At 57.2% G+C, this 26,329-nt stretch carries 25 protein-coding genes and 1 pseudogene; 15 read left to right on the top strand and 11 right to left on the bottom strand.

Annotated elements, in window-relative coordinates; translation table 11 throughout:
* The first annotated feature begins 15 nt into the window (after positions 1-15).
* Entirely contained in the window at positions 16-897 is an 882-nt protein-coding gene (locus J2S70_RS03210) for a formate transporter FocA (RefSeq protein ID WP_307682308.1), read from the top strand.
* Here the strand turns inward: J2S70_RS03210 and J2S70_RS03205 are convergent.
* A complete protein-coding gene (locus J2S70_RS03205) occupies positions 869-1,867 on the bottom strand; it encodes a YdcF family protein (RefSeq protein WP_307682307.1) in 999 nt (332 codons plus the stop codon). The two genes, J2S70_RS03210 and J2S70_RS03205, sit on opposite strands and share 29 nt — an antisense overlap.
* A 198-nt stretch (positions 1,868-2,065) precedes the next feature.
* Between J2S70_RS03205 and J2S70_RS03200 the strand changes: the two genes are divergently transcribed.
* On the top strand, positions 2,066-2,269 hold the full coding sequence (locus J2S70_RS03200; RefSeq protein ID WP_307682306.1) for a cold-shock protein: 204 nt from the start codon (positions 2,066-2,068) through the stop codon (positions 2,267-2,269).
* Here J2S70_RS03200 and J2S70_RS03195 read toward each other — a convergent pair.
* Positions 2,266-3,882: an FAD/NAD(P)-binding protein gene (locus tag J2S70_RS03195; protein WP_307682305.1), complete on the bottom strand. Its 1,617-nt coding sequence runs from the start codon at positions 3,880-3,882 to the stop codon at positions 2,266-2,268. The genes J2S70_RS03200 and J2S70_RS03195 overlap by 4 nt on opposite strands.
* A gap of 110 nt (positions 3,883-3,992) precedes the next feature.
* On the opposite strand from J2S70_RS03195, the gene J2S70_RS03190 reads away from it, so the two are divergent.
* Positions 3,993-4,619 (top strand): TIGR03085 family metal-binding protein, encoded by a 627-nt coding sequence (locus J2S70_RS03190; protein WP_307682304.1) that lies wholly within the window; start codon positions 3,993-3,995, stop codon positions 4,617-4,619.
* A 2-nt stretch (positions 4,620-4,621) separates the two neighbouring features.
* Here the strand turns inward: J2S70_RS03190 and J2S70_RS03185 are convergent, their stop codons facing one another.
* A complete protein-coding gene (locus J2S70_RS03185; protein WP_307682303.1) occupies positions 4,622-5,689 on the bottom strand; it encodes a patatin-like phospholipase family protein in 1,068 nt (355 codons plus the stop codon).
* A 173-nt stretch (positions 5,690-5,862) separates the two neighbouring features.
* On the opposite strand from J2S70_RS03185, the gene J2S70_RS03180 reads away from it, so the two are divergent.
* Positions 5,863-7,500, top strand: coding sequence for a hypothetical protein (locus J2S70_RS03180; protein ID WP_307682302.1), 1,638 nt, complete (start codon positions 5,863-5,865; stop codon positions 7,498-7,500).
* Between the two features lie 125 nt (positions 7,501-7,625).
* Positions 7,626-8,210 (top strand): PepSY domain-containing protein, encoded by a 585-nt coding sequence (locus J2S70_RS03175; protein ID WP_307682301.1) that lies wholly within the window; start codon positions 7,626-7,628, stop codon positions 8,208-8,210.
* Here J2S70_RS03175 and J2S70_RS03170 read toward each other — a convergent pair.
* A complete protein-coding gene (locus J2S70_RS03170) occupies positions 8,207-10,420 on the bottom strand; it encodes an NADP-dependent isocitrate dehydrogenase (RefSeq protein ID WP_307682300.1) in 2,214 nt (737 codons plus the stop codon). The genes J2S70_RS03175 and J2S70_RS03170 overlap by 4 nt on opposite strands.
* Before the next feature lie 216 nt (positions 10,421-10,636).
* On the opposite strand from J2S70_RS03170, the gene J2S70_RS03165 reads away from it, so the two are divergent.
* Positions 10,637-11,107 carry a protein-tyrosine phosphatase family protein gene (locus tag J2S70_RS03165; RefSeq protein WP_307682299.1) on the top strand — a complete coding sequence of 157 codons (471 nt, stop codon included), beginning with the start codon at positions 10,637-10,639 and terminating at the stop codon, positions 11,105-11,107.
* Positions 11,107-11,898, top strand: a complete 792-nt coding sequence (locus J2S70_RS03160) for an alpha/beta hydrolase family protein (RefSeq protein WP_307682298.1) — start codon at positions 11,107-11,109, stop codon at positions 11,896-11,898. The genes J2S70_RS03165 and J2S70_RS03160 overlap by 1 nt, the downstream gene beginning before the upstream one ends.
* On the opposite strand, the gene J2S70_RS03155 is transcribed toward J2S70_RS03160, so the two are convergent.
* A complete protein-coding gene (locus J2S70_RS03155) occupies positions 11,895-12,083 on the bottom strand; it encodes a hypothetical protein (protein WP_307682297.1) in 189 nt (62 codons plus the stop codon). The genes J2S70_RS03160 and J2S70_RS03155 overlap by 4 nt on opposite strands.
* Before the next feature lie 95 nt (positions 12,084-12,178).
* Between J2S70_RS03155 and J2S70_RS03150 the strand changes: the two genes are divergently transcribed.
* Both J2S70_RS03150 and J2S70_RS03145 read left to right on the top strand, forming a co-directional pair.
* Positions 12,179-13,459, top strand: coding sequence for a M18 family aminopeptidase (locus J2S70_RS03150; RefSeq protein WP_307682296.1), 1,281 nt, complete (start codon positions 12,179-12,181; stop codon positions 13,457-13,459).
* Positions 13,460-13,649: 190 nt separating this feature from the next.
* Positions 13,650-13,935: pseudogene (locus J2S70_RS03145) on the top strand (ABC transporter ATP-binding protein); the annotation flags it as partial.
* Here the strand turns inward: J2S70_RS03145 and J2S70_RS03140 are convergent.
* A complete protein-coding gene (locus tag J2S70_RS03140; RefSeq protein ID WP_307682295.1) occupies positions 13,932-14,543 on the bottom strand; it encodes a PH domain-containing protein in 612 nt (203 codons plus the stop codon). The pseudogene J2S70_RS03145 and the gene J2S70_RS03140 sit on opposite strands and share 4 nt — an antisense overlap.
* Before the next feature lie 354 nt (positions 14,544-14,897).
* Between J2S70_RS03140 and typA the strand changes: the two genes are divergently transcribed.
* The 6 genes from typA (at position 14,898) to J2S70_RS03110 (ending at position 21,978) form a co-directional block, all read left to right on the top strand.
* Positions 14,898-16,838, top strand: coding sequence for a translational GTPase TypA (gene typA / locus J2S70_RS03135; protein ID WP_307682293.1), 1,941 nt, complete (start codon positions 14,898-14,900; stop codon positions 16,836-16,838).
* Between the two features lie 7 nt (positions 16,839-16,845).
* Positions 16,846-17,205 (top strand): hypothetical protein, encoded by a 360-nt coding sequence (locus J2S70_RS03130; RefSeq protein ID WP_307682292.1) that lies wholly within the window; start codon positions 16,846-16,848, stop codon positions 17,203-17,205.
* Positions 17,206-17,238: 33 nt separating this feature from the next.
* Entirely contained in the window at positions 17,239-19,020 is a 1,782-nt protein-coding gene (locus J2S70_RS03125) for a VanW family protein (RefSeq protein WP_307682291.1), read from the top strand.
* Between the two features lie 63 nt (positions 19,021-19,083).
* Positions 19,084-19,407, top strand: a complete 324-nt coding sequence (fdxA, locus tag J2S70_RS03120) for a ferredoxin (protein WP_307682290.1) — start codon at positions 19,084-19,086, stop codon at positions 19,405-19,407.
* Positions 19,408-19,409: 2 nt separating this feature from the next.
* On the top strand, positions 19,410-20,546 hold the full coding sequence (dapC, locus tag J2S70_RS03115; RefSeq protein ID WP_307682289.1) for a succinyldiaminopimelate transaminase: 1,137 nt from the start codon (positions 19,410-19,412) through the stop codon (positions 20,544-20,546).
* Positions 20,547-20,646: 100 nt separating this feature from the next.
* Entirely contained in the window at positions 20,647-21,978 is a 1,332-nt protein-coding gene (locus J2S70_RS03110; protein WP_307682288.1) for a citrate synthase, read from the top strand.
* Positions 21,979-22,307: 329 nt separating this feature from the next.
* Here the strand turns inward: J2S70_RS03110 and J2S70_RS03105 are convergent, their stop codons facing one another.
* The 5 genes from J2S70_RS03105 to J2S70_RS03085 all read right to left on the bottom strand — a co-directional run bounded on the left by J2S70_RS03105 (position 22,308) and on the right by J2S70_RS03085 (position 26,254).
* Positions 22,308-22,706 (bottom strand): hypothetical protein, encoded by a 399-nt coding sequence (locus tag J2S70_RS03105; protein ID WP_307682287.1) that lies wholly within the window; start codon positions 22,704-22,706, stop codon positions 22,308-22,310.
* Between the two features lie 402 nt (positions 22,707-23,108).
* On the bottom strand, positions 23,109-23,270 hold the full coding sequence (locus J2S70_RS03100) for a hypothetical protein (protein ID WP_307682286.1): 162 nt from the start codon (positions 23,268-23,270) through the stop codon (positions 23,109-23,111).
* Between the two features lie 132 nt (positions 23,271-23,402).
* Positions 23,403-23,939: an NUDIX domain-containing protein gene (locus tag J2S70_RS03095; RefSeq protein WP_307682285.1), complete on the bottom strand. Its 537-nt coding sequence runs from the start codon at positions 23,937-23,939 to the stop codon at positions 23,403-23,405.
* Positions 23,929-24,564, bottom strand: a complete 636-nt coding sequence (locus tag J2S70_RS03090; RefSeq protein ID WP_307682284.1) for a Maf family protein — start codon at positions 24,562-24,564, stop codon at positions 23,929-23,931. Before J2S70_RS03090 ends, J2S70_RS03095 begins: the two co-directional genes overlap by 11 nt.
* Entirely contained in the window at positions 24,557-26,254 is a 1,698-nt protein-coding gene (locus J2S70_RS03085) for a DUF885 domain-containing protein (protein WP_307682283.1), read from the bottom strand. The genes J2S70_RS03090 and J2S70_RS03085 overlap by 8 nt, the downstream gene beginning before the upstream one ends.
* Positions 26,255-26,329: the final 75 nt, after the last annotated feature.

Below are 26,329 nucleotides of genomic sequence, written 5' to 3'. Positions count from 1 at the left end.
AATAGAAAGGCGCACATGTCCACCGATCTCACCCGTTCACGAAGCCCCCTTGAAACGAGCCAATATCTTTCCGAACAGATGCTCGCAAAGGCGAAGAATCCGTGGAGTAAGACGTTTTTGCTGGCAATTGCAGCGGGTGTGATGATCGGAATCGGATTCGTGTTTTACGTGACCACCCAGCAGGGAGCTGCATCGGCGCAGTGGATTGGTGAGACCAAGGCGCTTGGCGGAGTAGCGTTCTCAGTTGGCCTTATCCTCGTGGTACTGACGGGAACGGACCTATTTACATCCACGACCATGACGCTCGTCCCGTTAGCCCAGCGTAAGATCAGCGCAGGACGCTTCCTTGGCCACTGGGCCACCGTATACAGCGGAAACTTTGTGGGCGCACTTGCGCTCGCAGCCGGAATCGTTGCGGCGGGTACCTATTTGCAGGGCGGTGGCGCATGGGGCGTTACCGCGATTACGACGGCGATGGCGAAAGTTTCACACACCTGGCCCCAAGCATTCTTTTTGGGAATTTTCTGTAATTTTATGGTCTGCCTCGCGGTCTGGTTGGCCTATGTGGGGCGTAGCGCTGCAGACAAGATTTTGGGAATCGTGGGCCCGATTGCCCTGTTTGTCGCCACCGGTTTTGAACATTCCGTTGCGAACATGTTCCTCATTCCTGCCGCCCGGTTGATCACCGAAGTGGGCGGGCCCCAGTTGTGGAATTCGGAAGCGGCGGCAGCGGCGAGCTTGGTGCAGGCCGATGCGACAAGCTCACTCACGGCTCAAGCGTTTTTCTTCGACAACCTGATTCCAGTGACTGCTGGCAACATTGTGGGCGGGGGACTGTGCGTCGGGCTGTTTGCCTGGCTTGTCAATATCAAGATGGGCTCTCAGGCGGAGAGCTAGGCCGCGCTACCTCAAATAAGAATGCCGCAAATTCGCGCAGAATATGGAAGGGGACGGAAATAGATCCCGATGGCCCACCTATCACGTATCCGTCAATTCCCGCACGTTCCATGTGAAATGCCGCGCGATAGGCATGAAAATTGCTTGTAACCGCAATGTACGGTTCGGGTACGCCCAGCTCGTCGAGAAGCCGTGCACAAAAGCGAAAGTTCTCGGCCGTCGTCGTTGAATGGTCTTCAACGAGGACGTTGGTGACTCCTTGTGCGCGTGCCTCGCGTGCCATGACATGGGCTTCGGGCGGTTCAACCGAGCCAGCGGGTGAGCCGCCGCTACACACCAGTAGCGCGCGATCCGAACCAGGGTCTGCAAGCCAGATCCGCTCCCCAATTTCGACGCCGAGACAAACGCGTTGAGACAGCAACGGAGTCGGCTGCCCGTCCACCGTTCGCGAACCAAGTACGATCACGGCGTTTGGGCGTTGCCCTTCATCTAGAAGGGATTCGAACCAGCCGTGTGCAACGCTCGAATAGAGCTTGCCGTAGGAAAGATAACCCGCGAATGTGAAACTGAGTAGACCGGTGGCGAGAACAGGAACATGAAGTATTGCCACGAATTGCTGGCTGCCGAGTACTCGCGCCGCTAGCGCGCCGATCGCTAGAAGCACGCCTCCGCCTCCTGCCAGTGCCGTAAAAGAGCTGAGTTTTTTCCGGCCGGAGGGCACAAATGCCGCCACAGCCATCCAACCGCCTAGGAAAATTGTTGCGATACAGACGCTCGCTATACACGCATAGAGTAACGTTCCACCTGCTAGCCCGGCTCCTACCCGGGCCTGTGCGGCATAAATCAGCGCGACCCACAAAAGACCAATGCCGGCGGCCATAGTAAAAACAGGCCAAGGGCGGCGGGCGGCCCTCTTGGTGAGAGCAAAGGTTGCGGTAAGGAGTGCAATTGCCCCAGCAAAGACGAGCATGTCTCCAGTATAGAAAGTTCGCGTCTGGGAGCTACATCCCACTAATTTGTTTTTGGTTCGAACTTCACCCACAGGCAAGTTAGACTGTTTTTGTTACTCGCAGATGGCGTTGTCGTGGCCCCACGGTCAGCCAGTTCCTTCTTCGCGTGATAGAGCAACCAAACGGTGGTTGGAAACCAAGCCAGAAGGGAAATTGTTATGGCGACGGGTATTGTTAAATGGTTCAACGGCGAAAAAGGTTTCGGGTTTATTGAGCCCGAAGACGGTTCAGAGGATGTATTCGTGCACTTCAGCGCGATCCAGTCCAGCGGATTTCGCTCGCTCGACGAGGGCGACAAGGTTGAGTACGAAGTTGAGGAAGGCCCCAAGGGTCTCCAGGCTGCGAACGTTTCTGTCATCTAAGCTGGATCGGCCACAGCGCGCGCAATTCGCTTGGCCCATCCCAGAATAAATGGATGATCGGTGACGTTGAGGTTATCCATGTCGATAGTCCAGTCTTCGTTCATTCTTCCGACGGCAGCGAGCCCCTTAATTGGGGCCTCGTTGCCGTCTAATACACTCCCCGAATCGTCGATACGAACTCCGGTGCGCTCCACGTTCTGTCCGGCCCAGAGCAACAGATAATCCTCGATTTCGGCAAGTTCCTCATAGGCGCCAGGCCAGATTCCGGCAGGTGGCAGCACGCAGTCCACGAAAGCGTCCACTTCGAATGGGAACTTTTCAGCATCAATCGCCTGGTCCAACAGCTCAACCTTTATCAGGCCCTGTTCAACAAGGGTAAGAACTTTTTGAGCGTTGATCAGGGGTGGGCCGTAGCTAGAATCGGCAACCACTGCATACAGGGCCGTGAACTGCCCCCACTCTTCTGAGGAAAACATCCTGTTGCTAACGCGTCGAATAATTGCGGGCATCAGTTCTTGCCAGGTTTCCGTAGCCACCTGGCGGGCGGGCAAGGGTATTTCGCGCCGTGCAGCCGCAATCGATTCTGTGAGCCTGTCTACCGCTAGGCCAGGCGCTGGCTGAGGGCTGGACATCGCCTTCCTGTACATATCGGGATCGGTGTTTCCCTGCATGGCCATAGCTTCAAGTGCAATGGATCGGATTGCTTCGAGCATCTCGGAAAGCGTTGTCGATTGTGCAACGGCCGCCTTGGCTGTCTCCCAACGCTCATCAGGTAAGAGGTCATGAACAGCTCGATGAGGCGGTTTGGAGTCGGGGAAAATACCATCGATATTGGTGGCCCAAATGCATTCTGGCTCGCGTCCGGACGGTGTATAGGTGCGGCCGTCGTCGCTGAATTGACCTCCGCGGCCCTCCGTTAGTGAGAGGACGACGTCGACGAAAGTCAGGCCGGCACCACGGGTAGCAACCGTGCTTCCAGCGCCGATTCCGGCGAGGTTATGGAGCGGATAGGCGATGGGAATGACCGTGCCGGCTGGCTGGTTGACGTCCTCATCGGTTAGCGGTGAGGCAGGGGAGGAGGCGTGACCGACCGTCAGGAGAAGCTCCGGAACCGTGATCTCGCCTTGGGCATGCGCGATAGTCCATGCGCCAGGTTCCCCGGTTATGGCAAGAGCCCTCCCATACTCGTACAATTTGATGTGAGATGGCAGCGTTTGGCGAACAAAATCGGCACAGTAGTGAAAGTATCTTCCAACAAAAGCCCTAGGTGGATAGTTATCGGCGAGCTCACCATGGTTTTTCGCCCGTGCCCATTCATCGAAAGTCAGGCCAACCGGCAGATCGGTATGGCGGTACGCACCGAATAGATCCAGGATTGAGGAATGCGCATTAAGGCGAGAAAATTCCGGTTGTTTGGGCGAATAGGGCGTGCCGATGCCAAGCACATCCTCGCCCTCATCCACCGCTCCAAATAGATGAATTCGGATAGCCCCTTCAACCTCGCGGCCAAGCGAGTAAACAGCCGCAAGCCCGCGTGGGCCGGCGCCAACAATTGCGATATCCATATCGTCTCCAAGTTCTTTTGGCTCGAAGGTCACTCCGAACTGAACCATCGTCTCTCTACAGGTTGGCCGGGCGCAAGGCATTTGGCTAATTACGGTTGGTTCGTAACGAAACGAGGTTTTTCACCTCGCTTCGGAGCTCTTCTCGATAGGCTTATGGCATGACCTTTTCCCGTGCTGAACGTCAGCGCCTTGCCGAACTCCTCCTTGAAAAAGGCCCTGATGCACCGACCCTGTGCGAGGGCTGGAAAACCCACGATCTGGCAGTCCACCTGTGGATCCGCGAGAATCGGCCGGACGCCGCGGCGGGCATGATGATTTCTGCCGCTCAAGATCACTTAGAGTCGACGACGGCGAAAGTCAGCGAACGCCCCTACGAGGAGATCGTCAAGGATTGGCAAAATGGTCCGGGAACCTTGAACCCCGTTCGTCTCTTAGATCGGTGGATGAATCTTGCCGAGCATTTCGTTCACCACGAAGACGTGCGGCGGGGGCAGTGGATGGTGGATGGCACACTGGTCGCGCCACGGGATCTGACGGAGGAAGAAAATTCCGCCCTCGTCAGCGCAATCGTAACGAGCGCAAAAATGATGTTGAAACGATCCCGGCAGGCGGTGTGCCTGGTCATCCCCGGGCGGATCACTCTGGACATCCGTCCCAGGGGAGTCGATTTCGGTGAGGTCGTCGTAGTAAAAGGGGAGCCCGGCGAAATCTTACTGTGGCTTTTTGGACGCGAGGCCGTGCATCTAGACCTGACGCCTGAGGATGCCCAAGTGCAGCGCGGGTGAGATCACAGCCCCGCGTCGTCGAACGCATCAATCGCTCGATTTCGGCCCAGGTCGATCAGTTCGCGCGCACGATGATAGTCAAGATCTCCGACGGCGTCACTGGGAATACGAACAGTCGCTGCCACCGGATTCGGCGCGGCACGGTACCGCGCCAGCGTATTTTGCATTGCATCAAGCGACAGTGAGAGGACTTCCATCGTGGTGAGGCTCTCGGGCAGCGGGCTCGCATGTACGGACGATGCAGCCGCCCCAGTTGGATTGGCATCCGGGCTATTCGAGGTGGAATCCGTGTTTTCTATGGCCTCCCCCGCTGCCTCCTCATTGTTTTCATCGTCCGGATCGTTAGACCACTCGGACTCGAGCCGCTGGAAAAACTCCGTTTCCAGAAAAGAACGCTTGGTTCGCTCCCAGCCTTCGCCGATCGTTGCTAGGCCTTCGTGTGCGCTTGCCGCCGCTCGCCCAATCCATGATTGGGAATTATCGGCTTCGCTATCGTCGCGTCTGAGGATCTCATGAGGGTTTGTGAGGGCCGGCCCACGAAGATCCACTGCGATAGTAGCGTCAGCTTCTATCGACAGGGTGGGCTCGATTGGGACGGGATTTAGCAGACCACCATCAACCAATAGCCGGTTGCCAATCCGTACCGGTGTGAAGAACGTCGGGATGGCTATCGACGCGCGAATAGCCAGGTAGAGCGGCCCTTTTTGGAACCAGACTTCACGGCCGGTAAGAATATCGGCAGCTATGGCAGTAAAGGGGATCTTGAGGTCTTCGATATTGTGCGATCCAGTAACTTCCTCGATTGCTTTTAGCACACGTGTTCCTTTGAGGAGGCCGGGCCGGCCAAGAGTGAAATCAAGTAGCGAGCGAACGTCAGACTTCGATAGTCCGAGAGTCCAGTCTTTAAGTTCGGGTAGCTTACCAGCTGCATATATTCCACCCACGAGGGCTCCGATCGATGCTCCCGCCACCGTCACGACTTCGTGTCCGCGAGCTTCGAGTTCCTCTATGACGCCAATGTGTGCCCACCCGCGGGCGCCGCCGGATCCTAAAACAATCGCTATTTTCATATTCGCTCCGTCATGTATACGCGAGATTGGTGAGTTGGCTAAATCTTCGCACGGGAATTTCTGTTGCCAGGTAAAGTTGGCAAACTTACGCCGATGGCTAAGGGTATTTTCTGTCCATCGCTCATTGATTGCTAGGGTTGTCTACCGTCTAAAGCTATTTCCGGGAGGCCACCATGTCCGTCTCGAAGCGAGCCATTGCTGCCGTCGCGATCGCCGCGGCAGTGATCGGCGCGATCATTGCCCTCGTCCTCAGTAGCCGCGACCGTGGGGACTACGAATCAGCGGAGCTGGCATCTGAAGGCGCCGAAGGCGAAGACGAAACACGAGCGATATCGGCGGCCTCCCCGCAGCTGGAACAACCCGCGATTGCTGATCACACTTCCGCTGAAGCGGCAACACTAGATATTTCGAAGGCGCTGTTCGAATCGGCTCCGGTCGTGATTGTGGCTGCGCAGGACTCATGGGCCGTGGCCTCGTATGGCGCTTTATTGGGAGTTCCAGCGCTCGTTACCGATAATTCGGCCGCGGAACAGGAAATTTCCCAAGAAATGTTCAACGAGCTCGATAGGTTACAAGCCGAAGTGGTGCTAGTGGAGGGAATTGCCGCTGAGCAAATCCCCGGCTACGAGACTTACGCTTTAGCCGAAGCGGCTCCGACATTTGCACAGGAGCTCGGTATCGAGCTGACTTTTGCCGATGAACCGGCCGATGTCCAGTCCGGCCTCGCGGGTTTTGGTTCCCTTGTTTACGCCGATGAACCAGCCGAATTCACGCCGGTAGAGGGCGACTTTAAGCAGGCCGAGCGCTCAGAAAATACTGTAGTACTCACCGACGGTGCTCATTTGGTTGCGATTGGTAGTGCTGTTGGCGCCGGGGCAGCTGTTCAACTATCACCGATCGATCCGCGCGCTTCGAGCCAGACGATAACAGTGCTTGACGGCGCCGAGAACGTTGCCGCGGTATTTGGTGAAGAAAACCCCGATCTGCCCTGGCAAATCGAAACGGCTACGACGGGAACACAATTACCGGGTGGCGGGCAACTGGTATTTGACGGCAAACGCTATATTGCCCTGTACGGATCCCCGCATACGAGCACGCTTGGTGTGCTTGGCGAACAGGGAGTAGAAGAAACCATCGTTCGAGCACAAGAGCATGCCGCGCCCTACCAGGAACTCACCGACGATCAGGTGATTCCAGCGCTGGAAATCATTGTGACGGTAGCCTCTGGAGCGCCTGGTGACGACGGCAACTATTCCAACGAATGGGCGCTTGAAGGTTTCATCCCACTCATTGAAGCTGCGCAAGAGGCCGGGCAGTACGTCGTGCTGGATTTCCAGCCCGGGCGTGCCGATTTCCTCACCCAGGTGCAACAGTACGAGCCACTTTTCGAGTACCCGCACGTGGGGGTCGCGCTCGATCCAGAATGGCGGCTTGGCCCAGATGAGATGCCGCTATCGCGTATCGGGCACGTGGAGATTGATGAGGTGAACGCCGTCGTTGACTATCTGGCCGACTTCACCCGCGAACAGGACCTGCCGCAAAAAATGTTGATCCTGCATCAATTCCAAGTCCAAATGCTCAGGGATATTGAGCAGCTCGACCAGTCGCGCTCTGAGCTTGCCATCCTTATTCACGTGGACGGGCAGGGGAGCCAGAACGCGAAGCAAGATACGTGGCGCACGCTGGTTAATAACGCACAGAACGTCCAATACTGGGGATGGAAAAACTTCTATGACGAAGATATTCCCATGCTCGACCCTGTGGGAACCTATCAGGTGGAGCCGCTACCCGATTTCGTGTCTTACCAGTAGCGCTAACACAGTAGCGTTGGCCGACGTTTAAGGGGCTCATGAGATAGATATGAGAAGTCCTTTCATGTTTGCCTGACCGTGAAATCAGCCACCTCACCGCGTGTTTTCGGCGTAACCTAGCGGCCATGAGTATCAAGAAATTTACTGCAATGTTCGCCGCTGCCGCCCTCTCGTTTGGTTTGGCAGCATGCTCGAGTGACGAAGTTGAAGATACGGCTAGCGACGCTCAGACCGCCGTATCAGAGGCTGCCGATGATGCCTCGTCCGCGATTAGCGACGATGACACCGCGGGCAGTGGGAATGGCTCAGCCGCCACCCCCAGCCGGGGAGTCGATGGCGCCAAGGCTGCTCGCGATGCGGCGCTCGACGTCGTCGCGGAGGCCGGTGACACCGGTGGCGTGGTCGTCTCACAGGATTGGGAAGACGGCGTGTGGGAGATCGACGTCGTCGCCGGTAGCACCCTGTATGAACTGGAAGTTCAAGGCGATCAGGTAATCGAGCGCGACACCGACGACATTGACGACGCCGATACCGCCGCAGCCTCGGCCTCCGTGTCGATCGACGAGGCGATTGAGACCGCTTTGGAGTCAACCCCGGGCGAGCTCGACGAAGCATCGTACGACGACGGCCGGTGGGAAATTGAGATCGACACTGCCTCAAACGATGTGGACGTGTACGTTGACGCCGAAACTGGCGAAATTGTTAACTAGCCGCGCATTCCATCAATGATTCGGTTGAGGGTTGCAGACGGACGCATAACGGATGCAACCCTGGCCGGATCCGGGTGGTAGTACCCATCTATCGGTGCGGGCTGGCCCTGGACATCGATCAACTCTTGCTGAATTGTCTGCGCGTTTTCTGCCAGATCTTTTGCGATCGGCTCGAAAATTGCGGCCAGTTCGGCATCGTCGGCCTGCTCGGCCAATTCGTGAGCCCAGTAAGTGGCCAGCCAAGCGTGCGATGAGCGGTTGTCGGGCTCGCCAGTTCGGCGCTGCGGGGACCGGCCTTCGTTCAGGAGGGTTTCCGTGGCACGGTCAAGTGCATCTGCGACGACTCCGGCTCGCGAGTTACCCGCGAAGCGCGAGAGGTGACGTAGCGATTCTGCCAGTGCTAGGAATTCGCCGAGTGAATCCCAGCGCAGATGATTTTCTTCGACGAGCTGTTCGACGTGCTTGGGTGCAGAGCCGCCAGCGCCGGTTTCAAACAGGCCGCCGCCTGCCATGAGCGGGACAACGGAAAGCATTTTCGCCGACGTGCCAAGCTCCATGATGGGGAAGAGGTCGGTCAGGTAGTCGCGAAGAACGTTGCCGGTCACGCTGATCGTGTCTTCGCCGCGGCGCACGCGTTCGAGCGTTGCTTTTGTGGCTTCAACCGGCGATAGGATCTGGATGTCGAGACCATCGGTGTCCTCCGCGGAGAGATATTCCTCGACTTTCCTGCGAATCTGCTGATCGTGCTCGCGCTGAGGGTCCAGCCAGAAAATCGCTGGCATACCCGACAGGCGCGATCGGCGCACAGCGAGCTGAACCCAGTCGCGGATGGCCGCATCTTTCGTTTGGCAGGAGCGGTAGATATCACCGGTATTCACGGGAAGGGAAAGCAGGACGTCGTCGTCGATTCGCACCTCAACAGTGCCAGCTGAAGCGATTTCGAAAGTCTTGTCGTGCGAACCGTATTCCTCTGCTTTTTGCGCCATGAGTCCCACGTTTGGAACCGTGCCCATAGTGGCCGGATCGAAGGCGCCATTGGCTTGGCAATCCTCGATAACCGTCTGGTATACGCCGGCGTAGGAAGAATCGGGGATGACGGCTATCGTGTCCTCCGGTTCGCCGTCCGGGCCCCATACCTGCCCGCCGTTGCGAATCATAGCCGGCATTGAGGCGTCGATGATCACGTCGGATGGCACGTGCAGATTGGTAATTCCGCGATCCGAGTTGACCATAGACAGGCGCGGGCCGCCCGCCATTTCCCGCTCGAATGACGCGCGGATCTCTTCGCCATTGCCCAGCTTGGCAAGGCCGGAAAAGATGCTGCCAAGACCGTCGTTTGGCGACAGGCCGGCAGCTGCCAGATCCTCGCCGTATTGCGCAAAAGTTTCAGGGAAAAAGGCGCGTACCGCGTGGCCAAAAATGATGGGATCCGAAACCTTCATCATGGTGGCCTTCAAATGTAATGAGTAGAGCACGTTATCTTCGCGCGCCGCGTCAACCTGCTCAGCAAGGAAGGCCCCCAGTTCGGAAGCTTCCAGCTTGGAGGCGTCGAAAACCTCGCCCGCGGTTACGGCTAGCCCCTGTTTGAGGACTGTTTGGGTGCCGTCCTCGCCCACGTGTACAATCTGCGCCTCGCCGTGTGTTGGTACGACGGCGGAAACTTCATTCGCGCGGAAATCTCCGCCTGACATGGTTGCTACACGCGTCTTTGATTCTTCGTGCCAAGGCTTCATCGAATGCGGGTGGTTCTTTGCGAAGTTCTTTACGGCCTGCGGTGCTCGCCGATCGGAGTTTCCTTCTCGTAAGACCGGGTTCACCGCCGAGCCCTTCACCGAGTCGTAGCGGGAGCGCCAGTCGCGTTCGTCGGCCGTCGTTGGATCTTCCGGATAGCCGGGAAGGGCGTAACCCTGGGACTGCAACTCCTTAATTGCCGCTTTAAGCTGCGGGATCGACGCCGAAATATTGGGCAACTTGATGATGTTCGCCTCGGGCGTTTTTGCGAGCTGGCCGAGCTCTTCGAGAGCATCAGGCCAGCGCTGGTCCTCGGGCAGGAGATCAGAAAAAGCGGCAATAATACGGCCTGCTAATGAAATATCGCGCGTTTCGACGTCGATACCCGCTTTAGCTGCGAATCCTTCAATAATCGGAAGGAGGGAACCGGTTGCCAACATGGGGGCTTCGTCTGTGTGGGTGTAGATGATCTTGGCCATGAATGCTCCTGTGGTAGGCACGAACGAAGTTCTCTTGATCTCAAGATTATCGGAATTTGGGCCGCGGCGGGCGCCTTCCGGGCATCTGCCGGAAACTCTCAACGCATGAGCTTTTGTTGATGTGATTATCTAAACACTGATTTTGTGTAAGACGCCTCGTCAGTTTTTACCGGTGATTGGTACGGTGAGAGCACCTTGGCAACGTTGGAGGGATACATGGAACAAGGGCGCATCCAGGAGCAGTGGAATCACGCTCCGGGCGTTGTCGAGTTTCCTTCTGGGAGGCGGATCAGGGGCAGATCGTGGCGAACGCACGTTGAGGACCGCGCAGACCTGTGCATCATGCTGACCACAAGCGTCGGATCGCGGCTTGGCCGATCAGGATTAACCTCGAGCGCCAAGGAAACGATTGCCATCGACTGGCCCGACTTGCGCCTTCCACGCCGCACCTCCCAAGCGCATGAAATTCTTAAGGAAGCATATGAGCGCTCGGCTACGGAGCGCGTGGAAATTGTTTGCGGCGGCGGCGTCGGGCGAACTGGTACCGCACTCGCGATTATCGGTGTGCTCGATGGGCTCGAACCTCAACAAGCAATAGAATTCGTCAAGGAACATTACAACCAGGACTCGGTTGAGACCCCCGCCCAGCGTGCGTTCGTGCGAGATATGGGCGCCGAGAAAAACTAATGGATGTGCGTGATAGTAACGAAGCCCCGCCACCGCGAGACATCGAATCACAGGCGATCGGGCAACTTAAGAATTTGGTGGTCCTGCCTGACTCGATCGAACGCTACGGATCTGATTCGAAGCAATTTATTGAGTGGTATGGTGCCGAGAATAGTAAAGCGATTTGTTTTTTGCACGGTGGGCGATTTTTAGGCGAGGATTTTATTTCCGCCACGCGCCCCGCAGCGCGAGCCCTTGCCCAGGCTGGATACCGTGTGGCACTTCCAGAGCTTCGCCTAGAACCGGGACGGCCGGAGTTGGCTGCTAACGACGTGCACACTCTCGCGCAGCACGATGAACTTAAGAATGCCGTGTGGATCGGGCACAACTCGGGAGGCGCCTTTGCCCTCAATGCTGTGCTTGCGAGCGAACTTTTGCCGCGGCAGGCAATCTTGCTCGCGCCCATCGTGGATTTGGCTCGCGATATGCGTGAAGATCCTGAGCTCGAAGCTGGAAATACCTGCAGGTGGATTGGCGGTTCGCCCGAAGAGCTACCTGACCGCTATGCCCTATACGATCCGATTTTTAATTTCTATCAACTCGGGCATGCGAAGTATCGTGCAAACGCTTTGAGCGTAGACATCATTCACGGCACGGCAGATGCAACTGTACCGGTTCAGCGTTCACATGATTTGCGTTCGCAACCTTTCAATCTGGCAATAGTTGAAGGTGCCAACCATGTAGACCTTATCCGCCCCGATCACGATGCATGGGTATATCTGCTCGGCGCGCTCGCGAGCGTAGAAGATTAGTTCCGAGTTTTATTGGCCTGCGTTTGATTCTGCTTGTCAGGCGTTGAATCAGCGTTGGGCAAATCAGCGTCGGAAGAATCATCGACATTAGGGTAAGCGCTTGCCGGTGTGCAGCCTTCTGGGCCGCAGACCTCCCCGTTGCTCACGAGGATGAGATCGCCAAAGTTTTCCACGTCTAAGAACATGTGCACATGGTAGCTAGATTCGGGTCATCTTGGTTAAATGCTGGCGTGATTATAAGAAATCGACGCTCGTTGCCTCGCCGTTTAGACTAGAAATCATGAATGAACTGATCAGTGACTATTCGAATTTCATTTCGGACTCTCCGACATCCTTTCACGCGGCCCATGTAGTTTCTCACCGCCTTGAGGCTGCCGGATTTTCTCGGCAAGATGAGGGCTCTGCGTGGGCTGGGCACAGGAACGGCTTCGTCGTTCGCGGTGGGGCGGTGCTTGCCTGGCGCATAGGTGAGATTACGCCGGAAACGGGATTTCGAATCGTTGGCTCGCACACCGATTCGCCGAGCTTTAAGCTCAAGCCAACGCCAGCGAGCTCTGCCTTTGGTTTTGGGCAGGTCAACATTGAAGTTTATGGCGGCCCACTCCTCAACTCTTGGCTCAATCGCGATCTTGGGATTGCCGGAATCATCACCGATCTTGAGGGAGGTGTGCACTTCGTACGCACCCCGGCGGTGATGGTGATCCCGCAGCTAGCACCACATCTGGATAGGAGCGCCAACGATAGGTTGGAGCTGTCAAGGCAATTCGACTACAAGCCCATATGGTCGATCGGCGATGAGGAGCTTCTCGAATATCTTGCGGATCATGCCGGGATTTCGCCAAGCCGGATAGCGGGCCACGAGCTGTTCGCATACGACGTGCAAGACCCCGCAGTTCTCGGCGAGGCGGGCGGTTCTGCGTTTTTCGCCTCCGGGCGTCAAGATAACCTGTCTTCGGTCTACGCATCACTTAGCGCTTTTCTGGCCGGTGATAACGAATGCGAGGATATTTCCATTTTCGTTGCTTTTGACCACGAAGAGGTCGGCTCATCCACCTATTCTGGTGCGAATGGTCCATTCTTGGAAAGCACGCTGCGGCGCATAAGTGAGGCACTGGAGGAGTGCGCGGGGCTCGCTCTTGAAAGTTCCGGATACGAGCGGTTTGCCCGCATGCTGGCAAATTCTTCGTGTGTTTCAGCGGATGCGGGGCATTCCGTCAATCCGAATCGGGCTGCCAAGCACGATCCAGATCATCATCCCGTCCTCGGCGCAGGCCCCGTGCTCAAGCTCAACGCGAATCAACGGTATGCGACCGAAGCGGAGGGTTCAGCGCTGTGGCTTCGCGCGTCGGCCCTGGCCGGGGTGGCCACGCAGTCATTTGTGTCGAATAACGACGTCTCGTGCGGTTCGACAATCGGCCCCGCCACTGCCTCCAGGCTCGGCATCGTTACGGTCGACGCGGGGATTCCGCTCCTTTCGATGCATTCGGTTCGTGAATTATCTTCGCCCGTAGACATTGAGGCGCTGACGAAAATTCTCGAAGCCTACTGGGCCGGAGCCTAACGGGTGTTTTCGTCCCCGCCCTTCCGGCGCCGCATGCCCGCGCACCCGAGTGACTTTCCACCTGCGAGGACCTTTGGCACAACGCGAGGGGAATTACCCTCGCAGATGACCAAAACCCCTCGACGCAGCGGGGAGTCACCATCGCTTCGCACCGCTGGACACTCTTACTGCGGGGAAATAGCGCAATTTGCTTGCTCTCGCGCGGATCGTTTTGCTTGACCCGGCGGTATTGATTCTTGACGAGGCCACGTCACTGCTGGATCCGACGGCGGCGCGCTCAGCGGAACAGGCGCTTTCGCGGGTGCTTGCAGGCCGTACCGTGATCTCCATTGCACACCGGTTGTATACGGCTTACGACGCCGACCGGGTAGCCGTGATGATCGACGGCGAGCTCGCCGAATTGGGTTCGCACGATGAGCTCGTTGCTCTTGGCGGTGAATATGCTTCGCTGTGGGGAAGCGTGGCAGCAGGACTAATTCGTGGTGAACATGAGTGCGGTGAGTACGGTCAACACACCGACGAGTGCGATAGGCAGTGGCAGAATGCGCGTCATTGTAGCTGCCGGCCAGTCGTTAGCCTGTTCGGCAAGCTCGGCACGCAGGTGGGCATCGCGGCGAATCTGACCCGCGCGGGTTTCAATGAGCGCGGCAACGAACTTGGAGTCTGCCAGTTGGTCGAATTTTCCGCCGTCGTCCCATCGGATCGCCTCTGGCTCTGGGCGGTTGCGTTTGGAACCCGAGAAGATTCCCGCATTTGACGGCACGGCCCACACGCTCATTTTCTTTGCATCGGTTTTAGAGTAAACGTAGAGCCCCCAACGGTTTTCCGCGAAGTGAAGATCGGACCATGGTACGAGGTGTTCACGCACGATGTTCACGATCCGTAAACCGCCGGGGCCAACTTCAATTCGCGGATTCCAGAACGTTGCCCAGCCGATCGCCGCAATGAGCGCGGAGACCGGCGTCGCCCATATGAGTTCACTAAAACCGCCGTTCATGACCGAGGCGAGCAAAATCACCCCCGCCAAAAACCATAGGAGGTAGGCGTAGAAACGGGTGGATTTTGCGCGCAGAACAAGGGTCATGACGGTATTGTCTCAAGGTTTAGCTCTTGTGAGAAAGTCCCCGCGACACATGAGCCACTCCGGCGAAGAGACTGTGCCACGAAGGGTGTGGTTAGCAAGGAGCGGTATAGATCGAGGTGCGCGTAAAAGTGCTGAGTTTGAGCGTTCGCGTCGATGCTCGAGCCGAAAAACGCGTTTTTTCGAGTAGAAATACGCACCCCTCCGAGTAGCCCCACAAGAACAGCGGCTCATGACACAGGGGCGGATGTACGTTCGCTCGCATTTTTCCGCAGGTCTACAGACAGATAACCGCCGCGCACTAAGATAAGGTGCTGGCCATCGTCTCATGGCCTGTCCCCAGCGCGAAGGAACCCCATGACCACATCAACTCGCCACGATCTGCGCAACGTTGCGATCGTTGCCCACGTCGACCACGGCAAAACCACGCTCGTTGACGCCATGCTCTGGCAGGGTAACGTTTTCGATTCGCATGCCACCGTGGAAAAAACTGGTGAACGAGTCATGGATTCCGGTGATATCGAGCGCGAAAAAGGTATTACCATCCTCGCGAAAAATACGGCGATTTCCTATACCGGGCCGTCGGCCGCAGAGTTTGAAGCGCCAGGTGGCGTGACGATCAACGTGATCGACACGCCCGGGCACTCCGATTTTTCAGGTGAGGTTGAACGCGGCCTATCCATGGTTGACGGCGTCGTGCTCCTGGTTGATTCCGCGGAGGGCCCGCTGCCGCAAACGCGCTTCGTGCTCCGCAAAGCGCTCGAGGCTGGTCTGCCGGTGATCCCCGTAATTAACAAGGTGGACCGCCCGGATGCGCGCATCGGCGAAGTTGTGGACGAGACGATGGAGCTGCTGCTTTCACTGGCTTCCGATATTGAGATTGACGCCGAGCACGACGTCGATCTCGAGGCTATTCTCGACACTCCAGTTATCTTCGCCTCGGCCAAAGCAGGCCGGGCCTCACTCGAGCAGCCGGCCGACGGTGACCTACCCGATTCGCCGAATTTAGAACCGCTCTTTCGGGCAATACTGCACTACATTCCGGCACCAACCTATGATCCAAGTGCTCCGCTAGTTGCGCAGGTAACGAATCTTGATGCTTCACCATTCTTAGGCAGGCTCGCGCTCGTACGCATTTTTTCGGGCGAGTTGAAGAAAGGCGAGTGGGTGGGGCGCGCCGATGGGCCAGATTCCCAAATCGAACGAGTCCATATCAGCGAGCTACTTCGCACCAAGGGGCTGGAACGAAGTTCGGCTCCTTCGGCAGGTCCGGGAGATATCGTCGCCGTCGCAGGTATTGCAAACATTACGATCGGGGAAAGCCTGGTGGATCTTAGTGATCCGCGCCCGCGCCCGCCGATCCATATCGACGATCCTGCGATCTCCATGACGATCGGCACAAATACCTCGCCGCTTGCCGGTAAGGGCGGCCAGGGGCACAAGCTGACCGCCCGCCAGATCCGGGATCGGCTCGCGCAGGAACTCGTGGGTAACGTATCGATTCGGGTGCTACCAACTGACAGGCCAGATGCGTGGGAAGTCCAAGACCGAGGGGAGCTCGCGCTCGCGGTGCTCGTGGAAACAATGCGGCGTGAGGGTTTCGAATTGACGGTGGGTAAGCCGCAGGCCGTACGCAAGGTGATTGACGGCGTCGTCCACGAACCGTGGGAACGCTCCACGATTGACGTTCCCGAAGAGTATTTGGGAGCGGTGACTCAGCTGATGGCCGGGAGGCGCGGGCACCTAGAAACCATGTCGAACCGGGGCACCGGCTGGGTGCGAATGGAGTTCCTGATCCCGGCACGCGGGCTGATTGGTTTTCGCACAAACTTTCTGACGATCACCCGCGGAACGGGTATTTCAGCCTCTATTTCAGAAGGTTATAAGCCGTGGGCGGGAGAGATCGAATCACGCCAGACCGGCTCGCTGGTGTCCGACCGCCAGGGCCAGGTAACCGCGTTTTCTTTGCAGCGGCTTGAAGACCGCGGCACTTTCTTCGTGGATCCGGGTGAGGAAGTGTATGAAGGCCAGGTCGTGGGCGAGAATCCACGAAACGAGGACATGGACGTTAACCTGGTGCGCGCCAAGGAGATGACGAATATGCGCTCGGCGACTGCGGACGTTTACGAAACCCTGCAGGCGCGCCGGAAGATGACGCTCGAAGAATCCATCGAATTCGCAGCCGACGACGAATGTATTGAGGTCACGCCCGAGGCGGTACGGCTACGCAAAGTTATCCTTAACTCGGTGGAACGAGCGCGCGAGGCGGCGCGGCGCAAGCGGGCAACGCAGGGGTAGGGAAACGATGAGAGTGTTTCCAGTTTTCGTTGCGTTCGCGGCAGGCATCCTTTCCGGTGTGCTTGGAGTGGTGGTATATCCAGGCCCTCTTGATAAACCCGTAGTTGGGCTCCTGGTGGCGACGGCGATCGTGGCGAGCGGAGCTTGGGCGATGTGGGAGTGGAAAAAGGCTGCCACGTGGGGCAGCTACGCTCTGGCGACGTTCGTAACCACGATCGTGCTCATGTACTTCCCGCCGGGCGACGACCACCTGGCCGCCGTCGACCACGGATTTACCAATGCTTGGGTTGTACTCTCAGCCGTTTCGATAGTCACCCCACCGCTCATTTCTGGGCGAACTTCACACAAACGTGGTGCGCATAGATAGAGTTAACTGGGTACTAGCTCAAGGAGTGTAGACGTGGTTGATAAGTCGGACGATACCTTGCTCGACGGGTTGGACAGGCGGCTTGGTGACGACGAGCAACCCACGAACGAGCCCGAAGGTGAGGAAGTTTCCGAATCGGATGGTGAGTCCGTGAAGAAACGCCGCTGGCCATTCGTGCTTGTCGCCGTGCTCATCTTACTCGTTGGCGGCTATGTGGGAGCCGCCTATGCTTTGCAAGATCGCACGCCCAGTGGGCTGGCCGTGTCGGGTGTACCGGTAGGCGGAATGTCAAAGGTTGATGCATACGCCGCCGTTGAAGATGGACTTGCACAAGAGCTCACCAAGCCGCGTGAAGTGACGTCAGCCAGCGCGGATAATCTCGAGCATGTGGATCCTAAATCAATCGAACTTGCCGTCAATCTCGATGAAACCTTTGATGGCCTCATTGGCTTCTCCCTCCACCCGAGGAAAATGTGGTCCCATATTTCGGGCGGAGAAAATATCGATGCGGTTCTAACTGCCGATGACCAGGCACTGGATGGGGAAGTGAAGCAAGTTTCGGATTCGCTTTCCAGTGAGCCCGTAGACGCGACGCTGACGATCACCGATGCCAATGTGAACATTCAACCCGCGCAAGAGGGCTCGAGCGTTGTCGAGGAGGAGTCGAAGGCGGCTATTTTGGATGGCTGGTTAGCAGGCGATGCCCCGATTCAGCTGCCATCAACCACCGTTGAGCCGGCTCTCAGTACCGAGGCGTTGGAAAGCTTCGCGGCAGATGCGATCGATCCGCTTCTATCCGGCCCGATTTCGATCACGATCAAGGAAATCATGGTGGAGCTTGAGCCGGCCCAAACGGGAAACCTTTTGACATTCGCGAACGACGCCGGTAATCCCAAGTTGAGCGTGGATCAAGACGGACTCGAAGAGATTGTCCAAGAGCGGGCAGGTGAAGTCCTTGCGTCGCCAACTAATGCCATCATCACGATCAGTGAGGGGGCACCGGTTATCACCCCGTCACAAAATGGTGAATCTATAGATGTTGCTCAAATCGCGGCGGAGCTGCTCGCAATTCCAGCGGGTAGCGATCGTACCGTCGTCGCTAACGTGGTGGAAGAAGAAGCTGATTTCACCACCGAAGACGCTGAAGATATGGGAATTAAGGAAGTTGTTTCGTCAATTTCGACGCCGCTCACATCCGATTCCGTCCGTACGACTAACCTTGTGGTCGGCTCGTCGAAGGTAACGAACACTCTCATCAAGCCGGGCGAGCAGTTCCATTTGGGCGACCAGCTAGGGCCGGTCGATGCGGAGCACGGTTTCGTGTCTTCGGGTGTGGTAGCCAATGGTTTCAATTCGACGGCGATGGGTGGTGGCCTATCCCAGCTTTCGACGAACATGTTCAATATCGGCTACCGAGCGGGAATGGAAGACGTGTACCACCGCCCGCACACCAAGTACTTTTCCCGCTATCCGGCGGGATTGGAAGCTACTCTGTGGGGCGAACAGGTGCCGATGATCTGGGAGAACAACACTCCCTACGGTGTGCTAGTTGAGTCTTGGGTTGCCGATGGCCAGGTACATTCGCGGCTGTGGTCCACAAAGTATTGGGATGTGGAGGTGTGGCAGTCTGACAGGTTCGCATTTACGAACCCTGAAACACGAACAAACCCCGCATCAGATTGTGTACCTTCACCGGCGGGTGCGGGTGGCTTTTCAATCACAGTCGGCCGAAACGTCCACCTCAATGGGGAGCTCGAATCTAAAGATCAGTACACTTGGACCTATGAGCCGGTTCATGCAGTGACGTGCGGATGAATTTATACTAGATTTATCCGTGAAAAATATGGACTGCTTGCAGCTAATGAAGAGAGGTTTAGCGTGACGTACATTATCGCCCAACCGTGTGTGGATGTGAAGGATCGCGCGTGTGTCGATGAGTGCCCTGTCGATTGCATTTACGAAGGTGAGCGCATGCTATATATCCACCCCGATGAGTGTGTGGATTGCGGTGCCTGCGAGCCGGTCTGCCCTGTCGAGGCCATTTACTATGAAGATGATTTGCCTGATGAATGGTCGGACTACTACAAGGCGAACGTGGACTTCTTCGAAGAGATCGGTTCCCCGGGCGGCGCTACCAGTATGGGGCCGATTGCGATGGATCATCCAATTATTGCTGCCCTGCCCAAAGGCATCAACGATTAGCCGTGGCCTTCCATACTGACTCCCTGCCCGATTTTCCGTGGGACACCCTAGTTCCCGCGCGAAAGCGGGCAGGCGAGCACCCTGACGGGGTGTGCGACCTCACCATTGGCACGCCAGTCGATGACACACCCGCAATCGTCCAAGAAGCACTAACAGAGGCGTCGAACGCACACGGCTATCCGCTCGTCGTGGGAACCGGCGAGCTTCAGGGCGCGATCGTTCAGTGGATGGCAAGGCGCCGAGGAATCACCTCCGATGTTTCGGTGTTACCAACGATCGGTTCGAAGGAAATGGTGGGCCTCCTACCGTCGCTTTTAGGTTTGGGGCCCGGCTCGCGCATTGGCTTTCCGAACGTTTCGTATCCCACCTACGACGTCGGAGCGCGGCTTTCCGGAGCAAGTCCGGTTGTGATAGATACCGACGCCGATCCGGCCACATGGCCAACCGACCTCGATCTTCTTTGGCTCAATTCGCCCGGCAACCCTAACGGTCACGTGCTCAGCCGTGACCAGTTGCGAGACATCGTGGCCTGGGCGCGTGCCAATCACGTCGTCGTCGCATCGGATGAATGCTATGCCGAGCTGTGCTGGGAGGGGACCACCTCGCCGTCGATTATTGCCGACGAGGTGTGCGATGGCGATGTTTCGGGTTTGCTCATGGTGTATTCGCTGTCGAAGCAGTCGAATATGGCTGGCTATCGTGCTGCGTGGCTCGCGGGCGATCCGCAAATCATTACGCCAATGATTGAGTTGCGGAAGCATGTGGGTTTCATGATGCCGCAGCCCGTGCAGCACGCCATGGCGGTCGCGCTTGGTGACGACGCGCATGTGGCGGCCCAGCGAAAGGTATACGCGGCGCGCCGCGTGAAATTGCTCGGCGCACTGGATAGCGCAGGGCTGACCAACGATCCTAATTCGGCCGCTGGGCTGTACCTGTGGGCGAAGGCCGAGGGGGCGTCGTCGTGGGATATTGTCAACGCCTGCGCTGAGCTTGGAATCGTGGTTGCCCCGGGAACTTTCTATGGCGAAGCGGGCGAGGGATATGTGCGGATGGCGCTGACGGCAGCGGATTCGGCTATCGAACAGGCATGCGCACGTTTGGCGCGGCTTCCAGAATTGCTGGGTAATTTTTCACGCTAGATCTCTTGAGCTTAAGAGAGTGAAAATTTTGCGAATTCGGGTAGTGTGATCTGTGTTGCAACCGCTCCCGAATTTTGGGAAATGACGCAAAGGAGACGCGATGCCGAATAATGCGCAGCTGATCGTCAACGGCCAAGAACTCGAACTTGAGCGAGTAGAGGCTGTCGAAGGCAATGACGGCTTCAAGATTAATCAGATGCTCGGCGAAACTGGGACGACTACGCTCGACCCTGGTTTCACAAACACGGCATCGTGCGAATCTGAGATCACCTACATTGATGGTGGACAAGGTATCTTGCGCTACCGCGGCTACCCGATTGAACAGCTGGCTGAAAAGGGTTCCTTCCTTGAGGTGGCCTATCTGCTCATTTACGGTGAGCTGCCCGATGCGTCGTCATTGGCGGCCTTCACCCGCCGGATTAAAAAGCACACGCTCTTGCACGAGGACTTCCGCAGCTTCTTTACGGCCTTCCCGTCCTCTGGCCATCCAATGTCGATTCTTCAGGCGGGTATTGCTGGTCTTGGAACCTACTATGAGGACACGCTTGATCCGCTCGATGCCGAACAGCGTGACCTCGCCTCGGTACTGTTGATGGCAAAGGTGCCGACCATGATCGCCTTCATTTCGAAGCGCGCCACTGGCCTGCCGCTGCTCTATCCGGATTCGACCAAGTCTTACACGGAAGATTTTCTCCGCATGACCTTCGGCTTGCCATACCAGACACACGACGTCGATCCGACGATCGTGAACGCGCTTGATAAGTTGCTGATCTTGCATGCGGATCACGAGCAGAACTGTTCGACGTCGACTGTTCGCCTTGTCGGCTCGTCTCAGGCGTCGATCTATGCCTCGGTTGCGGCCGGCGTTGGTGCCCTGTCGGGGCCCTTGCATGGTGGCGCCAACGAAGCTGTGCTGGTGATGCTGGATAACTTGCGAGAATCCGGCACCGCGATCAAGGATTTCGTGCAGCAGGTCAAGGATAAGAGCAATGACGTGAAGCTGATGGGCTTCGGACATCGCGTGTACAAGTCATACGACCCGCGAGCGAAGATCGTCAAGGGCCTTGCCGACGACATTTTGGGGCGCCTCAAGGGTGATACCGAGCTGTTCGATATGGCGATGGAGCTCGAGCAGGCCGCCCTTGAAGACGACTACTTCGTGGAACGTAACCTCTACCCGAATGTCGATTTCTACACGGGATTGCTCTATAAGGCAATGGGCTTCCCAACGAAGATGTTCACGCCGCTGTTCGCGCTTGGCCGGCTTCCCGGTTGGATCGCGCAGTACCGTGAACTCATTTTGGATCCGGCCCAGAAGATCGGCCGTCCTCGCCAGGTTTATGTTGGTTCACCCGAGCGTGAGTGGACGCCGATGTCGGAAAGGAAGAAGCAGAACCGCGAGTTTGAAGAAGATATGGACTTTATCGTTTAATCCTGCCCGTGGCCGCGGATCCCCCAGTAGAAGTCCATGTGGGGATCTTGCGGCATCGGGTTCGCCCTGCGGTAGCTTGCCGCAATTGCCCGGTCTCTCCTGTAGGTAAAGAGCGAAAACGGGATCGGAACCGCGATGCCAGGCGGGTGCGTCAACTATTCCAGGTGTCTGGTCTGCGGCATGCAGGAATTCTTCGTGTAAAGATGTCAAAACCAGTGAATAGGCGAACTTTTGCCAATTCCTTAAGGTGCGCGGACTGGGGTTGGTATCTTGAATGAACTTAGCGTAAGCGGTTTGCAGGCTCTGAATATTTGCGGGATCTCGATAGACTAGGCAGGATCGTCTTGTCGCCGGTGCAGCGATAGTCCATCGGCAAAGTGATGTTCTGGAGCCAATAATCCCAGCCTTGCTGACCGGTTTCGGTGAATGTATCTGCGAGTCCCGTTCCTCGTTCTCTGGTGGCCCATATGCTCGCGATGTTTACCCATAACAACCACGTACATGGTGTGGTGTTCGATATCGGGCAAGGTTGAATACCTATCGTCAAGGGCGCTAAAATCTCCTGCTTCAAAGAGCTGTAGCGCGTTCCCGACGACGGGGCTGTATAGCTGTTCTGCCGTTACCACTGTGAGCGGCGGTGCGGCCGCGATGTGGCGTTCAAGCTCATCTTCTCGAGCCAGAAATTCCGGAGTTGGCTTTTTTAGTTTGCGTTTGCCGCCAAATATCATTCGTATCCCTTTAGGTGTAGTCGGTTTAGGCCGAATGTTCCGATCGTCGGTGCGAGCTGCATTGTATCGTTTATTGCGTTAGATCATCACGGCGGCACGCAGTTTAAATTGTGCGGACTCAAAGCGGATCAGGAGTACGACGAACCTGGGAAGGAGCCTTCCAAAGCCGACGAATCGGAGGGCTAGAAAACCGAGCGTTTTGTCAGATTCTAACTTCTAAGAGTTCCAGACGTTGGTGTGTTCGAGCCAAGTTAGATCTTGTGTCCAGGTGATCGTGTCGCGCATGCGCGGAATTCCATTGTGTTTCGTAACCATGGAATGTTTTCCCGTCAACTTCGATCGGTTCGAGAATTTCGAAAACATGGTCAGAATCTCGTTTTTGTTCAGCGCGGCCTTGTTCGATCACATTCCAGCCCTCTTCAGGATAATCGAAGGTAGCTCAACCTGCACGGGTGCGAGGGTCGTAGCGCTAGAAGCGGGTGGTGCGCTCGCGTTTTTGCAACCAGAAAGCGCACCTAGCACAAGTGTGTTGAGTGCGAGTGAAGCGATACGAATCTTCCTCATGGAACGACTATATCGCTAGTCGTCACGGCCGATTCAAGGATCTGAGCGATCCGACGGCAAACGTACATCAACCCAATGCGGGCACGACGCCAGAACCATTGGCCGCTTGCATCGGCTACGTCTCTTTTCCGGTTAGCGGATGAACCGAATGAGCTCCGGTAGGGCATCCCGGAACGGTGGGAGCAGATCAAGTTCGACTACTTGGCTGACGGGAACCCACCGCAAGTCCTCGGATTCGTTGTTCGCCAAGATTTTAGTTCGGGGATCTAAAACTTGTGCGACGAAAGTCGTATACGACCAATCGGGATGTTCAAGCACGTGTGATCCATTCGGTTCATCGAGCTGCTCGAAACCAGCTTCTTCCGCGAACTCGCGTAGAGCTCCCTCCCAAGCAGTTTCCCCGCGATTGATCGCACCTCCCGGCACAGCCCAGGTGCCACCGTGATGTGACCACGAGACGCGCAACTGCATGAGCACCTCTGGCTCTACGCGTTCTAGGGCATCGGCTGGCCGCCACGCCAGGATCCCGGCAGCGCCGAGCAAGCCCCAATGCTTATTCCCACAGGCACAATCCACGAAGTCTTCGCCGCGGGCACGCCGCTGCGCCCGGCGTCGTTCACGTTCGGCAAGCTCTTGCGGGCTCAACTCGCCACCCGCACTATCGCTCATCCCAAAACTCCGTGATCGAGTGCCCAAGATCCGAGAGTAATCTGCGCAAAAGCGGTAGCGAAATCCCCACAACCCCGTGGTGATCGCCCTCGATTTTCTCAATGAACGGTCCGCCATAACCGTCAATCGTGAAGGATCCCGCAACCACCAGGGGTTCGCCCGTTGCAATATAGGCCTCGATTTCGGCCTCCGAGAGCTCGCAGATATAGACGGTGGCGCACGACGTGCCAACCGCCATTTCGCCGCTTTGCATATCGATCACACAATGGCCCGTGTGTAGATCCCCATGCCGGCCGCTCATCGCCCGCAGCCGCTCACGGGCCACCTCAGCAGTATGCGGCTTACCCACGATCTGCCCGTCCATCTCCAGCATGGAATCACAGCCAACGACGACGCTCGGACGGACCGCGGCTAGACCGGCCGGCGAGCCGAGCTGATTGGCGATTGCCCGCGCTTTCGCCGTCGCCAAAAGCTCCACTTGGCCCGCAGCGGGAAGCCCGGGATTGGCGGCAAGCAGGCCGTCCTCATCCACGTCCGCAACCGCCACTATCGGCGTGATCCCAGCCGAAATGAGCGTAGCCTTGCGGGCGGGGGAGGCCGAGGCGAGCAGGAGGCGCTTAGGCATCGGCGTCCATCCGTGCCAGCGCGTCGCGCATAACGTCCAAACCAACCGACCCTAAGGAAAGTGCCGCCATGTGCCAGGCCTTGAGGTCAAAGCCCGGCTGCTTTTCGGCGTCGGTGCGCAGCTGCTTCCAGATGCGATGTCCCACTTTGTACGACGGCGCTTGCCCGGCCCAACCCAAATACCGGTTGAGCTCGAAGGCCAAGAAGGAACGGTCCATAGCCACGTTGTCCTGCAAGAACTGCCAGGCGACCTCGCGATTCCACGTCGGGTTGATGTGTTCGTAGCCCACGGGGGAGGGCTTGCCGAGGTGGAAGCCGATATCGAGGGCAACGCGGGTGGCGCGCAACCGTTCCGAATCGAGCACGCCCATATAATCAGCCGGGTCTTCGTGGTAGCCCAACTCAGCCATCAAGCCCTCCGCGTAGAGCGCCCAACCTTCGCCATGCCCGGAATTCCATGAGAGGTTGCGCCGCCAATCATTGAGTGTGTCTTTCAAATAGGTGGCCATTCCAATCTGCAGATGGTGGCCGGGAACGCCCTCGTGATAGACGGTGGTCTTTTCTTGCCACGTGTGGAAGGTATCCGTGCCATCTGGCACCGACCACCACATGCGGCCACCGCGTGAGAAATCATCTGTGGGCCCGGTGTAGTAGATCGCGCCGGTTCCCGAGGGGGCGATCATGCATTCGAGCTTGCGCAGCTGTTCAGGAATATCGAAATGCGTGCCGTGGAGGTCGTCGAGGGCGCGATCGGAGGTGCTTTGCATCCATTCTTGGAGCGCTTCAGTTCCCTGCAGCTGGTAGGCCGGATCGGTGTTGAGCCTGTCCATCGCTTCAGTGACGCTTACGCCCGAGCCGTAAAGCTCTTTGGCCACAGCTTCCTGCTCGGAAACGATTCGCGCCAGTTCCGCTAATCCCCACTCATAGGTTTCGTCCACGTCGATTCGCGCTCCAGTGAATTTTCGGATGCGCGGCTCGTAGCGTTCGCGACCAAAGGCCTCATTGGCGACGCCGGTGGGCAGGATATTCTTACGCAAAAAGTCGGCGAGTTCGGAGTAAGCTGCGCGGGCGCCCATCGATGCTTCCAAAAGCTTTTCCGCCAGATTCGGGGCGACTTGCGCGCCTTCGCGTGCGAGCGCCACCAGCTTTGAATCATCGGCCGCAAGTGATTCGGCTTGACCAATTGCGAGGTGAATTTGCTGTGCTGCTTGCGGTGGACCAGAATCGGCGCGCGCCTCAAGCGTTTCTTTCCAGCCGCCAAGGGCCTTGTCTACGTTTGTCAGGCGGCCGAGGATCAGCTCCCAATCTTCGGGAGTTTCCTGGCGCATGTTGTCAAAAATTTCGTGAATGCCCTGCAGCGGCGAGGCGATGACGTTAATGTCGCCAATTTCGCCACGCTCAAAATATTCCAATTCGAGTTCGAGATCGTCTGTCAGGGCCGCTTTGGTGACCTCATCGACCTCGTCAAGTGGCTCCAACGTGCGGATATCGGCGAGTGTGGCGCGTTTGAGATCAGCCATCTCTTGCTCGCCGGCAGGGGAGTAGTCTGAATACTCACGTTCGTCGGCGTCTCCTTGGCCAAGTGAGGTGACGAGTTCTGGCGTGCACGCAAGAAGGTCTAAAACGTAGCGGTTGGCACGTTCGTCAAGAGGGGACATTGGGCGGGCGAAGTTGTTATCAGTTGAAGCCATGCACCCAGATTAATCGGTTTTCGACGTCGCGGCATCGCACGCGTCCGACAAGTCCAATATTGGCTCCCGGAATCG

The sequence above is a fragment of the Trueperella bonasi genome, from assembly GCF_030811535.1.
GTDB classification, from domain to species: Bacteria; Actinomycetota; Actinomycetes; order Actinomycetales; family Actinomycetaceae; genus Trueperella; species Trueperella bonasi.
This window is presented reverse-complemented; position numbering and strand designations above follow the sequence as displayed.